This window comes from Pectobacterium aquaticum (genome assembly GCF_003382565.3).
Taxonomy (GTDB): Bacteria; Pseudomonadota; Gammaproteobacteria; order Enterobacterales; family Enterobacteriaceae; genus Pectobacterium; species Pectobacterium aquaticum.
This window is the reverse complement of the sequence record NZ_CP086253.1, coordinates 3,902,571-3,917,167: the sequence shown is the minus strand read 5'-3', so window position 1 is coordinate 3,917,167 and position 14,597 is coordinate 3,902,571. Positions and strand designations below refer to the sequence as shown.

Genomic DNA, 14,597 nt, shown 5'->3' with positions numbered 1-14,597 from the left:
CAAAATGGGTCATGGATTAATCACAATAGGCGTTTTTAGCAATTGACGTATCATCGTCTGCTGATCGCTGTTTTGTAACCAAACCGCATAAAACGGGCGCACAACGGGCTGACTGTCGCCGACTATCCGCAGGTTGGAGTAGGTTTGTAACCAATGGCTGGGTAAAAACGCGCAGCCGCCGGTTGTTTCAAGCAGTTGGCGGGTCAACTGAACCGACGTTGTTGTCAAAACAGGAAGCTGATCACTGGTTAATAGGCGGTGTTCCTGCTGATGAAAGTCTGCGCCCCATTCCAATTTTATATAAGGTAGTTCCTGTCCGGGTGGGTGCGCTTCTGCTGCAAACAGCGAAAGGGAGAAGTTGCCGAGTAGCTGGCTCGCCAATTCTTCCATTTTAGGTTGTTCGGTCGTAATCAATAGATCCAACTGACGCTCATGGAGTTGTTTTACCAGCGAGTGACGTAAGGCAATGCGTGCTTCTAGCTGGAGCAGCGGGCGCTGTTGATACAGCGATTGTAGCCAGGGCGTCAGATATGCCTCCCAGAGCGACGCGGTTGCCCCCACCGAAAGCAGGCTGTGTTGCTGCGAGCGTGCGACCTCTTTTTTAGCGATCTGCCAGGTACCGATAAGGCTTTCTGCATAGGGCAGAAGCCGTTCGCCGGCGGGCGTCAGGCGTATATTGTTTCGATGGCGCGTAAAGAGGTTGGCACCAAGCTGCGTCTCTAACTGGCGAATCCGAAAACTCACCGCTGACTGCGTGAGATACAGGGATTCGGCGGCACGGCCAAAGTGTCTTGTCCTGCTGACTTCCAGAAAGGTTTTTAGTAATTCGGTATCCACGCCCATCTCCAAAAAAATTTTGTCGTAATGATTTAAATGTTTTGTTTTACACAATGTCAAGCCTATCTAATACTCCGCGCCATAAACAACACGACCATAGAAGAATTAGGAGCGTGTAAGATGGCAGAAAGCTTCTCTACCACTCATCGTTTTTTTGATAACAAGTTCTACCCGCGTGGTTTTTCCCGACATGGCGACTTTACGATTAAAGAAGCACAATTGTTGGAGCGCCACGGTTACGCGTTTAACGAGCTGGATTTGGGTAAACGTGAACCAGTGACTGAGGAAGAGACATCGTTTGTTGCAATGTGCCGCGGCGAACGTAAAGCGGAAACGGAACTGGAAAAAATCTGGTCCAAATATCTGGATCGTATTCGTCGTCCTAAACGCTTCCATACGTTGTCTGGTGGTAAGCCGCAGATGGATGCAGTGGAAGAATACACTGAAAGCGATGATTAATTAAGAATGGGGCGTTAGCCCCATTCAGACTGTTGACGAACCCCACGTTTTTTGTGGGGTTCTGTTTTTGTAGCGACCGCAGGCCTCGATATTTCCCCCTGTTTAGCCTGCAAACGCTTTTATCTGGTTGGATGGGCGCGTACGCTCTGACGTGCCAGTGCCTGTAATAACCGACAAAGAAGCGCCAGCAGCGCCATCTTCTTCTTTGCGCACGAGATGGCCTTCGGGCACGAGTTCTTCAAGGGTAACCATTTTCAAACGGGTATTGCTGCGTGGCTGGTTCTCGGAGCATGGTGGTCAGTCCGTTTTTTGCACTGATCTCATGCGCTCAACGTTCCTGCCGTGAGGGCAGGACGGTGTCAACCGCCTGAAATCCCACGGCTGTGGTATTTTTGGTTTCTAACCGTTCTCTGACAGAGCTTTCCTGTGTTTAGATGCGCTCAAACACGGTCGCAATGCCCTGTCCCAGCCCGATGCACATCGTCGCCACGCCAAACTGAGCGTCGCGGCTTTCCATCAGATTAATCAATGTGGTAGAGATGCGCGCGCCTGAGCAGCCGAGCGGGTGACCCAGCGCAATCGCACCGCCATTGAGATTGACCTTTTCATCCAATTGTTCCAGTAGCCCCAGATCTTTAATACAGGGTAGCGTCTGGGCGGCGAATGCTTCATTGAGCTCAAAGATACCGATGTCGGTCAGACTGAGCCCTGCCCGTTTCAACGCTATCTTGGTCGCTGGGACAGGGGCGTAGCCCATAATCGAAGGATCGCAGCCAACTACGGCCATCGCCCGGATGCGTGCCCGTACGGGTAAGCCTAACGATGCCGCGCGGGATTCGCTCATGATCAACATGGCTGCTGCGCCATCGGACAGCGCCGAAGATGTTCCGGCGGTCACCGTGCCGTTAACCGGATCAAACGCTGGTTTGAGTGCGGCAAGGCTATCGACGGTGGTGTCTGGGCGAATGACTTCATCATAATCGAAGCGTTGCAGCGCACCGTCTGCGTCATGCCCCGCCGTGGGGACGATTTCATGGCGGAATGCCCCTGACTGGGTGGCGCGGTGGGCGCGCTGGTGTGAACGCGCGGCGAACTGATCCTGCATCTCACGACCAATATTGTGCATACGTGCCAGCATCTCAGCCGTCAGCCCCATCATACCCGCTGCCTTAGCCGTGGTGCGGCTCAGTCCCGGATGAAAATCGACGCCATGATTCATCGGCACATGTCCCATATGCTCAACGCCGCCAATTAAGCAGACATTTGCGTCGCCAACCATAATGGCACGGGCGGCATCGTGGAGCGCCTGCATGGAGGAGCCGCACAGCCGGTTAACCGTGGTGGCGGGGACACTCACCGGAATTTCTGCCAGCAAAGCGGCATTGCGGGCGACGTTGAAGCCTTGCTCCAGCGTCTGTTGCACACATCCCCAATAGATATCGTCGATCTCACGGGCATCCAGCGCTGCGTTACGGCTCAATAGGCTACGCATCAGGTGTGCGGACAGGTCTTCGGCTCTCACCTGACGGAAGGCTCCGCCTTTGGATCGCCCCATCGGCGTGCGTACGGCATCAACAATCACTACCTTTTCCATATTTCCTGCCCTCATGCCGGTTGGCCGTAAGAAACGTCCGCGTGTGGCGCGACCGATGGGTAATAGCCTTCATTACTTTTGGCTTTTTGCTGCAAGCCGTCAGGCACCTGATAGATTGCACCGAGGTGCGCCAATTGTTGCGCCATCTCGACGTAGTGTTCGCTGCCTAGTGTATCCAGATAGCGGCAAGCTCCGCCGTGGAAGGGAGGGAAACCTAACCCGTATACCAGCGCCATGTCCGCTTCGGCGGGGCTAGCGACGATACCTTCTTCCAGACAGCGCGCGACTTCATTAATCATCGGGATCATCATGCGAGCGATAATCTCTTCTGCACTGAACGCTTTTTTCGGCTGGCTGATGTCCTTAAGCAGTGTTTCGACAGCCTCATCCTGTTCTTTACGCAACTTCCCCTTGCCATCGGTTTGATAACGGTAGAAGCCGTGACCATTCTTCTGTCCGAAGCGCTGGTGTTCAAACAGCACATCAATCGCATCGCGATAATCTTTCGCCATGCGCTGTGGGAAGCCCTCAGCCATCAAGGCCTGAGCATGGTGAGCGGTATCAATACCGACAACGTCCAGCAGATAGGCTGGGCCCATCGGCCAACCGAATTTTTTCTCCATGACGTTATCGATCTCGCGGAAATCGGCACCATCTCTGAGCAATAAGCTGAACGCAGCAAAGTAAGGGAACAGCACCCGATTCACGAAGAATCCGGGGCAGTCGTTCACAACAATCGGCGTCTTGCCCATCTTACTGGCGTAAGCCACCACGCTGGCGATGGTGTTATCGCTGGTTTTGGGGCCGCGAATAATTTCGACCAGTGGCATGCGGTGGACTGGGTTAAAGAAGTGCATACCGCAGAAATTTTGCGGTCGTTTTAACGATGCTGCCAGTGTAGCAATCGGTATGGTTGAGGTATTCGAAGCCAGAATCGTCTTCTCGCTCACGTGCGATTCCGTTTCCGCGAGTACGCTGGCTTTGATTTTCGGGTTCTCAACCACGGCCTCAACCACGATGTCGGTACGCTCGAACCCAGCGTAATCCAGCGTTGGCTGAATGCTCGCCAGAATCGTTGCCATTTTCATTCCGTCCAGCTTGCCGCGCTCCATCTGCTTATTCAGTAGCTTGGCTGCCTCATTCATCCCCAGCGCGAGCGGCTTCTCATTGATATCTTTCATCCGAATTGGCACGCCTTTGAACGCGGATTGATAGGCAATGCCGCCACCCATAATGCCCGCACCTAGCACGGCGGCCTGCTGCGGCACGGATGTCTCGCCAATCAGTTTCTTCGCTTTGCCTTTAACATATTGATCGTTTAGGAAAATGCCAACGAGTGCGCGAGCTTCATTTGAACGCGCCAGTTGAACAAAATGCTGCGTTTCGAGCTGTAATGCGTCATCGCGCGTCATAGTCGCGGCGGCTTCGATGGTTTTTACCGCTAGCATCGGTGCCGGATAGTGCTTGCCAGCGGTTTGCAGCACCATCGCTTTGGCGGTGGTAAAGCTCATCATGGCTTCAATCTTATTGAGCTTCAGCGGTTCAAGCTTCGGACGCCGGTAAGCCTGCCAGTCCAGTGAGCCGTCAATCGCCTGTTTTAACATCTTGATGGCAGCGGGAACCAGCTTGTCATTGGCGACAACGGCCTGTACGAGTCCCACTTTTAAGGCATCGGCTGCGCTAATATCTTTGCCTGCGGCGATTATCTCCAGCGCGCTGTCGGCGCCCAACAGGCGCGGTAGCCTAACCGTGCCGCCAAAGCCCGGCATAATCCCCAGTTTGGTCTCAGGCAGCCCAATGCGTGCATCCGTCGTTGCTAAACGAAAGTCGGTTGCCAGTACGCACTCACACCCGCCGCCCAACGCATAGCTATTAATTGCGGACAATGTGGGAACGGGTAAATCCTCAAGGCGGCTGAAAATGCGGTTGGCGAAGACAAGCCATTCATGCAGCTTTTCGGCCGGTGCAGCAAAAAGAGAAAGGAATTCTGTAATATCGGCACCGACAATGAATGCCGGTTTGTCAGAACGTAGCAGTAAGCCCTTCAGGTTCGGCTGTTCCGCCAGAACGTCCAGCGCCTTACCCAGGCTGGCAACCGTGCGGGTATCTAGCTTGTTTACGGAGCCAGGGGCAGAAAATACCAGCTCGACAATGCCGTCCTCAAGCCAGTTAAGGTAGAGGGATTCACCTTGATAAAGCATGTTCATCTCCGCTGTTTGTGTGAGTGATCTGGTATGACCAGATAATCGAATTGTGGTTTTAATGTTAATTTTTTGCAAATGAGAGATTAATTTTTTGCCGAATCGATCACAAAGCACCGGACGCTGCCCTTGGAGAATGCCTGTGTTAAAATGGAGGGATCATGTCGTGACGTACAAGGATACTCATGGAAAAGCTGGCTTCTTTATATCATCACCATCTGGCTACGCTGCAAGCGCGTGCTCAGACGGTTTTAGCGCGCCATCAGCTTGACGCATTACTGATTCACTCTGGTGAGCTGTTGACCGTTTTTCTGGACGATCACGACTATCCTTTTAAAGTTAACCCGCAATTTAAAGCGTGGGTGCCTGTCACGCAGGTGCCGAACTGCTGGCTATGGGTTGACGGTGTTAACCCGCCGAAGCTGTGGTTCTATTCGCCAGTCGATTACTGGCATAACGTTGCGCCTGTCCCCGAGAGCTTCTGGACTGAAGAGATTGAGATTACCGTGCTACGGAATGCTGATGATATTGGGCAACTGCTTCCATCGCAGCGCGAGCGTGTTGCCTATATCGGCTATGCCCCGCAGCGTGCGCAGGATTTGGGAATTCGTGCAGACAATATTAATCCTCAGGGCGTATTGGATTATCTGCACTATCATCGCGCTTACAAAACAGACTACGAACTGGCCTGCATGCGTGAAGCGCAGAAGACCGCTGTTATCGGTCACCGGGCGGCGCATGAAGCGTTCCTGTCCGGGATGAGCGAATTCGATATTAATTTGGCGTATCTGACGGCTACCGGCCATCGGGATATCGATGTCCCTTACGGTAATATCATCGCGCTAAATGAACATGCCGCAGTGTTGCACTATACCCAGCTCGATCATCAGGTGCCTTCCGATGTCCGCAGTTTTCTGATTGATGCGGGTGCCGAATATAACGGCTATGCCGCCGATCTGACGCGTACCTATTCTGCGCAGAGTGATGGTGCGTTTGCCCTACTGATTAACGATCTCAATCAGGAAATGCTTTCATTGATTGATACCGTTCAGGCGGGAGTGCGTTATACCGATTACCATCTTCAGATGCATCAGCGGATTGCGAAGCTGCTGAAATCACATCAACTGGTGCGGGACATCAGCGAAGAGGCTATGGTGGAGCAAGGGATGACATCGCTTTTCCTGCCGCACGGTCTTGGCCACCCGCTGGGCTTGCAGGTGCATGATGTCGCCGGATTTATGCAAGACGATCGCGGCACACATCTGGCAGCGCCGTCGCAGCATCCTTATTTGCGTTGTACTCGCGTGCTTGAACCCGGCATGGTCATGACGATCGAACCGGGCATCTATTTCATCGAATCCTTGCTTGCTCCGTGGCGTGAGGGAGAATTGCGTCAGCACTTTGACTGGCAAAAAATCGATGTGCTGAAACCGTTTGGCGGTATCCGTATCGAGGATAATATTGTCATTCATGAAGGGCGCGTGGAGAACATGACGCGCGACCTGAATCTGGCCTGATGCAAGCGTATCCTATTCCTGCTGCGCCAGTGAGCTTCAGCGAGGAAATCAAGAAAAGCCGCTTTACGACGATCCTGGCGGCAACACCGGGAATTGACGCGGCGAAAGCGTTTATCCAGCATGTCAGGGAAGAGCATGCTTCGGCGGGTCACCACTGCTGGGCATTTGTTGCGGGTGCGCCTGACGATTCGCAGCAACTGGGTTTTTCTGACGATGGTGAGCCTTCCGGCACGGCAGGTAAGCCGATGCTGTCGCAACTAATGGGAAGCGGTGTCGGTGAGATTACGGCCGTGGTCGTACGCTACTACGGTGGAATCCCTCTGGGCACGGGTGGGTTAGTGAAGGCTTATGGTGGTGGTGTTCAGCAAGCGCTGAAGCTGCTATCGCTGCAAGAGAAAGTATTGCAAAAAGAGTATGGCTTACACTGTGACTATGCACTGTTGCCCCAGCTTGAATCACTGATCTTCCAGCTTGGCGGAAAAATTCTGCATAGTGAGTATGGCGTGGAAGTCGTATTGCGGTTCTCTATCCCCGTTAGGGGAACCGAGGAGGCGGCAATGAAATTACGTGATTTAAGCCGCGGCGCGTTGCATTTATTGCCGGTTCCATAATAATCCCAGCGCTTTTTATGAATCATTAAGGAATTCCCTGCGATGCACTTGCGCGCCATAACCCGTATTGTCGGCCAGTTGGTTATCCTTTTTTCTGGGACGATGGTTATTCCCGGACTGGTGGCGTTAATTTATCGCGATGGCGCCGGCCGAGCGTTTACGCAGACATTTATTGTCGCGCTGGCGATTGGCATCATGCTATGGCTACCAAACCGAAAACAGAAGCATGAACTGAAATCTCGTGAAGGATTCCTGATCGTAGTCCTCTTCTGGACGGTGCTGGGCAGCGTCGGTGCGCTGCCTTTCCTGTTTGCTGAACATCCTAATTTGGGCGTAACGGATGCTTTTTTCGAATCGTTCTCTGGGTTAACGACAACGGGCGCCACTACGCTTGTCGGGTTGGATTCACTGCCTAAAGCTATTCTGTTTTATCGACAAATGCTGCAATGGTTTGGTGGGATGGGGATCATCGTACTCGCCGTTGCCATCCTGCCGATTCTTGGTGTCGGTGGAATGCAGCTTTATCGTGCGGAGATGCCGGGGCCGTTGAAGGAAAACAAAATGCGCCCGCGTATTGCCGATACGGCAAAAACGCTGTGGCTGATTTATCTTTTACTTACGATTGCTTGTGCTGTCGCGCTTTGGCTGGCTGGCATGCCGGTATTCGATGCGATTGGCCACAGCTTCTCTACGGTGTCTGTCGGCGGGTTCTCTACTCATGATGCGAGTATCGGCTACTTTAATAGCCCAACGATTAACACCATCATCGCGATATTCCTGCTGATTTCCGGCTGTAACTTTGGTTTGCACTTTGCTCTGCTGAGTGGTCGCAGCCTGAAGGTATACTGGCGTGACCCAGAATTCCGCATGTTCATTTTTGTTCAGTTGTCGCTGGTGGCCGTGTGTACGATTGTCCTGTGGTTCCATCACGTGTATGACAGCGGGATGCAGACGATCAATCAGTCGTTCTTTCAAGTTGTCTCGATGGCGACAACGGCAGGGTTTACGACGGATAGCATTGCATCCTGGCCGCTTTTTCTGCCTGTTTTGCTTCTGTGTTCCGCGTTTGTTGGCGGGTGTGCGGGCTCAACTGGGGGCGGCTTGAAAGTGATTCGTATCCTGCTGCTTTTCCTGCAAGGATCGCGTGAGCTCAAGCGTTTAGTGCATCCGAATGCGGTTTACACGATCAAGCTGGGGCACCGCGCGTTGCCGGAGCGTATCCTTGAAGCCGTATGGGGATTCTTTTCCGCGTATGCGCTGGTTTTTATTGTCAGCATGCTAGCCGTCATTGCGACAGGCGTTGATGATTTCTCTGCGTTTGCGGCGGTCGCCGCCACATTGAATAATCTGGGGCCGGGTTTGGGTGTCGTCGCGGAGAATTTTACGTCGATGAATGATACGGCGAAATGGATTCTGATACTGACGATGCTGTTTGGTCGTTTGGAAGTCTTCACGCTTTTAGTGCTGTTTACGCCAACCTTCTGGCGGGAATAGTCCCCATAAGGATAAAAAACAATGAAAGCTTTGATCGTGTTTTCGAGTCGGGATGGGCAAACAAGAGCGATTGCCTCCTATATTGCAAATACGCTGAAAGGAACCCTGGAGTGCGATGTGGTTAACGTACTCAATGCGAATGATATCGATCTGAGTCTATACAACCAGGTCCTGATTGGGGCGTCGATTCGGTACGGGCGCTTTCATCCAGCAGTAAATCAATTTATCCATAAGCATCTGGTTTCTCTGCAACAGCTTCCCAGCGCATTCTTCTCCGTGAATCTCACCGCACGTAAACCAGAAAAACGCACGATACAAACTAATGCCTACACGCGTAAATTTCTGCTGAATTCCCCTTGGCAGCCAGATTTGTGCTGTGTGTTCGCTGGTGCTTTGCGTTATCCACGTTACCGCTGGTTTGATCGGGTAATGATTCAACTCATTATGCGTATAACGGGTGGGGAAACGGATAGTACAAAAGAAGTTGAATATACAGACTGGCAGCAGGTTGCTCGTTTCGCACAGGATTTCGCCCAATTAGCGGCGAAAAACCCGGCATAATGGCGTCTTTTAATTCGCTTTGCTGAAAAAAAAATCACTCGATAATTTTTTTGCATTTAGCGCTTGTCAGTGGCCGAGAAGTCCCTATAATGCGCATCCACTGACACGGCAACAGCGACACGCGGTTGTGGTGACAGCAAAAAGATTCAACGAAGCAGTCAGTAATGACTTGACTTCACAGCGGAAAAGCATAGTATGTGCAGCCCGCGCCACCGATGAAGTGGCACTGCTCTTTAACAATTTAATCAGACAATCTGTGTGGGCACTCACAAGACCGTATCTTAACGATATAAAAAAGTCTTGAAGAGTGAACAACAGTAAAATTCATTACGAATGAACAGTGACTAATTCTTTGAGCATCGCTGACGAGTTCAGCAAATCAAACAAATCTTAAATTGAAGAGTTTGATCATGGCTCAGATTGAACGCTGGCGGCAGGCCTAACACATGCAAGTCGAGCGGTAGCACAGGAGAGCTTGCTCTCTGGGTGACGAGCGGCGGACGGGTGAGTAATGTCTGGGAAACTGCCTGATGGAGGGGGATAACTACTGGAAACGGTAGCTAATACCGCATAACGTCTTCGGACCAAAGAGGGGGACCTTAGGGCCTCTCGCCATCGGATGTGCCCAGATGGGATTAGCTAGTAGGTGAGGTAATGGCTCACCTAGGCGACGATCCCTAGCTGGTCTGAGAGGATGACCAGCCACACTGGAACTGAGACACGGTCCAGACTCCTACGGGAGGCAGCAGTGGGGAATATTGCACAATGGGCGCAAGCCTGATGCAGCCATGCCGCGTGTGTGAAGAAGGCCTTCGGGTTGTAAAGCACTTTCAGCGGGGAGGAAGGCGGTGAGGTTAATAACCTTATCGATTGACGTTACCCGCAGAAGAAGCACCGGCTAACTCCGTGCCAGCAGCCGCGGTAATACGGAGGGTGCAAGCGTTAATCGGAATGACTGGGCGTAAAGCGCACGCAGGCGGTCTGTTAAGTTGGATGTGAAATCCCCGGGCTTAACCTGGGAACTGCATTCAAAACTGACAGGCTAGAGTCTTGTAGAGGGGGGTAGAATTCCAGGTGTAGCGGTGAAATGCGTAGAGATCTGGAGGAATACCGGTGGCGAAGGCGGCCCCCTGGACAAAGACTGACGCTCAGGTGCGAAAGCGTGGGGAGCAAACAGGATTAGATACCCTGGTAGTCCACGCTGTAAACGATGTCGATTTGGAGGTTGTGCCCTTGAGGCGTGGCTTCCGGAGCTAACGCGTTAAATCGACCGCCTGGGGAGTACGGCCGCAAGGTTAAAACTCAAATGAATTGACGGGGGCCCGCACAAGCGGTGGAGCATGTGGTTTAATTCGATGCAACGCGAAGAACCTTACCTACTCTTGACATCCACAGAATTTGGTAGAGATACCTTAGTGCCTTCGGGAACTGTGAGACAGGTGCTGCATGGCTGTCGTCAGCTCGTGTTGTGAAATGTTGGGTTAAGTCCCGCAACGAGCGCAACCCTTATCCTTTGTTGCCAGCGATTCGGTCGGGAACTCAAAGGAGACTGCCGGTGATAAACCGGAGGAAGGTGGGGATGACGTCAAGTCATCATGGCCCTTACGAGTAGGGCTACACACGTGCTACAATGGCGTATACAAAGAGAAGCGACCTCGCGAGAGCAAGCGGACCTCATAAAGTACGTCGTAGTCCGGATTGGAGTCTGCAACTCGACTCCATGAAGTCGGAATCGCTAGTAATCGTAGATCAGAATGCTACGGTGAATACGTTCCCGGGCCTTGTACACACCGCCCGTCACACCATGGGAGTGGGTTGCAAAAGAAGTAGGTAGCTTAACCTTCGGGAGGGCGCTTACCACTTTGTGATTCATGACTGGGGTGAAGTCGTAACAAGGTAACCGTAGGGGAACCTGCGGTTGGATCACCTCCTTACCAAGAAGATGTGTGTTAAGTGAAGTGCTCACACAGATTGTCTGATGAAAATACTGAGCAAGCGCACCTGTTGATGCGATGAGTGTAAACTCATGCTGACGCGATAGTGCCGAATTTCTGATTCGGTACGGATTTTTCGTGTCCCCATCGTCTAGAGGCCTAGGACACTGCCCTTTCACGGCTGTAACAGGGGTTCGAATCCCCTTGGGGACGCCAATCCGATAATGAGTGAAAGACATTATCATGAATATCTTAAAGATGATTCTTCGGAGTCATGTTTACGATATTGCTCTTTAACAATCTGGAACAAGCTGAAAATTGAAACATGACAGCTGAACATACTGACACAACAGTAATGTAGTGTGAGTGATGAATCAGTTTGTCAATGAGTCTCTCAAATAATCGCAGCGCGACGTTGGCTTTATTTATTAAAGACACCTTCGGGTTGTGAGGTTAAGCGACTAAGCGTACACGGTGGATGCCTAGGCAGTCAGAGGCGATGAAGGGCGTGCTAATCTGCGATAAGCGTCGGTAAGCTGATATGAAGCGTTATACCCGACGATACCCGAATGGGGAAACCCAGTGTGTTTCGACACACTATCATGACATGAATACATAGTGTCATGAGGCGAACCGGGGGAACTGAAACATCTCAGTACCCCGAGGAAAAGAAATCAACCGAGATTCCCCCAGTAGCGGCGAGCGAACGGGGAGGAGCCCAGAACCTGAATCAGTTTGTGTGTTAGTGGAAGCGTCTGGAAAGTCGCACAGTAAAGGGTGATAGTCCCGTACACAAAAATGCACAAGTTGTGAGTTCGATGAGTAGGGCGGGACACGTGACATCCTGTCTGAATATGGGGGGACCATCCTCCAAGGCTAAATACTCCTGACTGACCGATAGTGAACCAGTACCGTGAGGGAAAGGCGAAAAGAACCCCGGCGAGGGGAGTGAAATAGAACCTGAAACCGTGTACGTACAAGCAGTGGGAGCCTACTTGTTAGGTGACTGCGTACCTTTTGTATAATGGGTCAGCGACTTATATTCTGTAGCAAGGTTAACCGTATAGGGGAGCCGCAGGGAAACCGAGTCTTAACTGGGCGTTAAGTTGCAGGGTATAGACCCGAAACCCGGTGATCTAGCCATGGGCAGGTTGAAGGTTGGGTAACACTAACTGGAGGACCGAACCGACTAATGTTGAAAAATTAGCGGATGACTTGTGGCTGGGGGTGAAAGGCCAATCAAACCGGGAGATAGCTGGTTCTCCCCGAAAGCTATTTAGGTAGCGCCTCGTGAATTCATCTTCGGGGGTAGAGCACTGTTTCGGCTAGGGGGTCATCCCGACTTACCAACCCGATGCAAACTCCGAATACCGAAGAATGTTATCACGGGAGACACACGGCGGGTGCTAACGTTCGTCGTGAAGAGGGAAACAACCCAGACCGCCAGCTAAGGTCCCAAAGTCATGGTTAAGTGGGAAACGATGTGGGAAGGCATAGACAGCCAGGATGTTGGCTTAGAAGCAGCCATCATTTAAAGAAAGCGTAATAGCTCACTGGTCGAGTCGGCCTGCGCGGAAGATGTAACGGGGCTAAACCATGCACCGAAGCTGCGGCAGCGACACTTAGGTGTTGTTGGGTAGGGGAGCGTTCTGTAAGCCGTCGAAGGTGGCCTGTGAGGGCTGCTGGAGGTATCAGAAGTGCGAATGCTGACATAAGTAACGATAATGCGGGTGAAAAACCCGCACGCCGGAAGACCAAGGGTTCCTGTCCAACGTTAATCGGGGCAGGGTGAGTCGACCCCTAAGGCGAGGCTGAAAAGCGTAGTCGATGGGAAACAGGTTAATATTCCTGTACTCGGTGTTACTGCGAAGGGGGGACGGAGAAAGCTAGGTTATCCGGGCGACGGTTGTCCCGGTTTAAGCGTGAAGGTGGATGACCTTGGTAAATCCGGGTCGTCATTAACACTGAGGCGTGATGACGAGTCACTACGGTGATGAAGTAACCAATGCTACGCTTCCAGGAAAAGCCTCTAAGCTCCAGGTAACATCAAATCGTACCCCAAACCGACACAGGTGGTCAGGTAGAGAATACTCAGGCGCTTGAGAGAACTCGGGTGAAGGAACTAGGCAAAATGGTGCCGTAACTTCGGGAGAAGGCACGCTGATGGTAGGTGAAGTGACGTGCTCACGGAGCTGAACTCAGTCGAAGATACCAGCTGGCTGCAACTGTTTAATAAAAACACAGCACTGTGCAAACACGAAAGTGGACGTATACGGTGTGACGCCTGCCCGGTGCCGGAAGGTTAATTGATGGGGTCAGCCGCAAGGCGAAGCTCTTGATCGAAGCCCCGGTAAACGGCGGCCGTAACTATAACGGTCCTAAGGTAGCGAAATTCCTTGTCGGGTAAGTTCCGACCTGCACGAATGGCGTAATGATGGCCAGGCTGTCTCCACCCGAGACTCAGTGAAATTGAACTCGCTGTGAAGATGCAGTGTACCCGCGGCAAGACGGAAAGACCCCGTGAACCTTTACTATAGCTTGACACTGAACCTTGAGCCTTGATGTGTAGGATAGGTGGGAGGCTTTGAAGCGAGGACGCCAGTTCTTGTGGAGCCAACCTTGAAATACCACCCTTTAATGTTTGATGTTCTAACGTGGGCCCGTAATCCGGGTTGCGGACAGTGTCTGGTGGGTAGTTTGACTGGGGCGGTCTCCTCCCAAAGCGTAACGGAGGAGCACGAAGGTTAGCTAATCCTGGTCGGACATCAGGAGGTTAGTGCAAAGGCATAAGCTAGCTTGACTGCGAGAGTGACAGCTCGAGCAGGTGCGAAAGCAGGTCTTAGTGATCCGGTGGTTCTGAATGGAAGGGCCATCGCTCAACGGATAAAAGGTACTCCGGGGATAACAGGCTGATACCGCCCAAGAGTTCATATCGACGGCGGTGTTTGGCACCTCGATGTCGGCTCATCACATCCTGGGGCTGAAGTAGGTCCCAAGGGTATGGCTGTTCGCCATTTAAAGTGGTACGCGAGCTGGGTTTAGAACGTCGTGAGACAGTTCGGTCCCTATCTGCCGTGGGCGTTGGAAGATTGAGAGGGGTTGCTCCTAGTACGAGAGGACCGGAGTGAACGCACCACTGGTGTTCGGGTTGTGATGCCAATTGCATTGCCCGGTAGCTAAGTGCGGAAGAGATAACCGCTGAAAGCATCTAAGCGGGAAACTTGCCTCGAGATGAGTCTTCCCTGGGCACTAGATGCCCCTGAAGGGCCGTTGAAGACGACGACGTAGATAGGCTGGGTGTGTAAGCGTAGCGATACGTTGAGCTAACCAGTACTAATGACCCGAGAGGCTTAACCTTACAACACCGAAGGTGTTTTGAGAGTGACTCA

8 protein-coding genes, 1 tRNA gene and 2 rRNA genes are annotated in these 14,597 nt (G+C 52.2%); 8 read left to right on the top strand and 3 right to left on the bottom strand.

Features of this window, described 5'->3' with window-relative positions:
* Positions 1–9: 9 nt before the first annotated feature.
* Positions 10–837: an HTH-type transcriptional regulator HdfR gene (gene hdfR, locus DMB82_RS18080; protein ID WP_102119508.1), complete on the bottom strand. Its 828-nt coding sequence runs from the start codon at positions 835–837 to the stop codon at positions 10–12.
* A 120-nt stretch (positions 838–957) separates the two neighbouring features.
* Between hdfR and DMB82_RS18075 the strand changes: the two genes are divergently transcribed.
* Positions 958–1,296: a MaoP family protein gene (locus tag DMB82_RS18075; protein WP_102119500.1), complete on the top strand. Its 339-nt coding sequence runs from the start codon at positions 958–960 to the stop codon at positions 1,294–1,296.
* 430 nt (positions 1,297–1,726) lie between these two features.
* Here the strand turns inward: DMB82_RS18075 and fadA are convergent, their stop codons facing one another.
* Positions 1,727–2,890, bottom strand: a complete 1,164-nt coding sequence (gene fadA, locus DMB82_RS18070) for an acetyl-CoA C-acyltransferase FadA (RefSeq protein ID WP_116165038.1) — start codon at positions 2,888–2,890, stop codon at positions 1,727–1,729.
* Positions 2,891–2,901: 11 nt separating this feature from the next.
* A complete protein-coding gene (gene fadB / locus DMB82_RS18065) occupies positions 2,902–5,091 on the bottom strand; it encodes a fatty acid oxidation complex subunit alpha FadB (RefSeq protein WP_116165036.1) in 2,190 nt (729 codons plus the stop codon).
* A 185-nt stretch (positions 5,092–5,276) separates the two neighbouring features.
* Between fadB and pepQ the strand changes: the two genes are divergently transcribed.
* The 7 genes from pepQ to DMB82_RS18030 all read left to right on the top strand — a co-directional run bounded on the left by pepQ (position 5,277) and on the right by DMB82_RS18030 (position 14,566).
* Complete coding sequence (gene pepQ / locus DMB82_RS18060) at positions 5,277–6,608, top strand: Xaa-Pro dipeptidase (RefSeq protein ID WP_116156278.1); 1,332 nt, start codon at positions 5,277–5,279, stop codon at positions 6,606–6,608.
* Positions 6,608–7,219 carry an IMPACT family protein gene (locus DMB82_RS18055; RefSeq protein ID WP_116165034.1) on the top strand — a complete coding sequence of 204 codons (612 nt, stop codon included), beginning with the start codon at positions 6,608–6,610 and terminating at the stop codon, positions 7,217–7,219. The genes pepQ and DMB82_RS18055 overlap by 1 nt, the downstream gene beginning before the upstream one ends.
* Positions 7,220–7,261: 42 nt before the next feature.
* Positions 7,262–8,713 carry a Trk system potassium transporter TrkH gene (gene trkH, locus DMB82_RS18050; RefSeq protein ID WP_116165032.1) on the top strand — a complete coding sequence of 484 codons (1,452 nt, stop codon included), beginning with the start codon at positions 7,262–7,264 and terminating at the stop codon, positions 8,711–8,713.
* A gap of 21 nt (positions 8,714–8,734) precedes the next feature.
* On the top strand, positions 8,735–9,274 hold the full coding sequence (hemG, locus tag DMB82_RS18045; RefSeq protein ID WP_228400017.1) for a menaquinone-dependent protoporphyrinogen IX dehydrogenase: 540 nt from the start codon (positions 8,735–8,737) through the stop codon (positions 9,272–9,274).
* A 392-nt stretch (positions 9,275–9,666) separates the two neighbouring features.
* Positions 9,667–11,208 (top strand): 16S ribosomal RNA (locus DMB82_RS18040).
* Between the two features lie 140 nt (positions 11,209–11,348).
* A tRNA-Glu gene (locus tag DMB82_RS18035) sits at positions 11,349–11,424 on the top strand.
* Positions 11,425–11,659: 235 nt separating this feature from the next.
* A 23S ribosomal RNA gene (locus DMB82_RS18030) occupies positions 11,660–14,566 on the top strand.
* Together the 16S and 23S rRNA genes with 1 tRNA gene alongside form the textbook arrangement of a ribosomal RNA operon.
* The last annotated feature ends 31 nt before the right edge of the window (positions 14,567–14,597 follow it).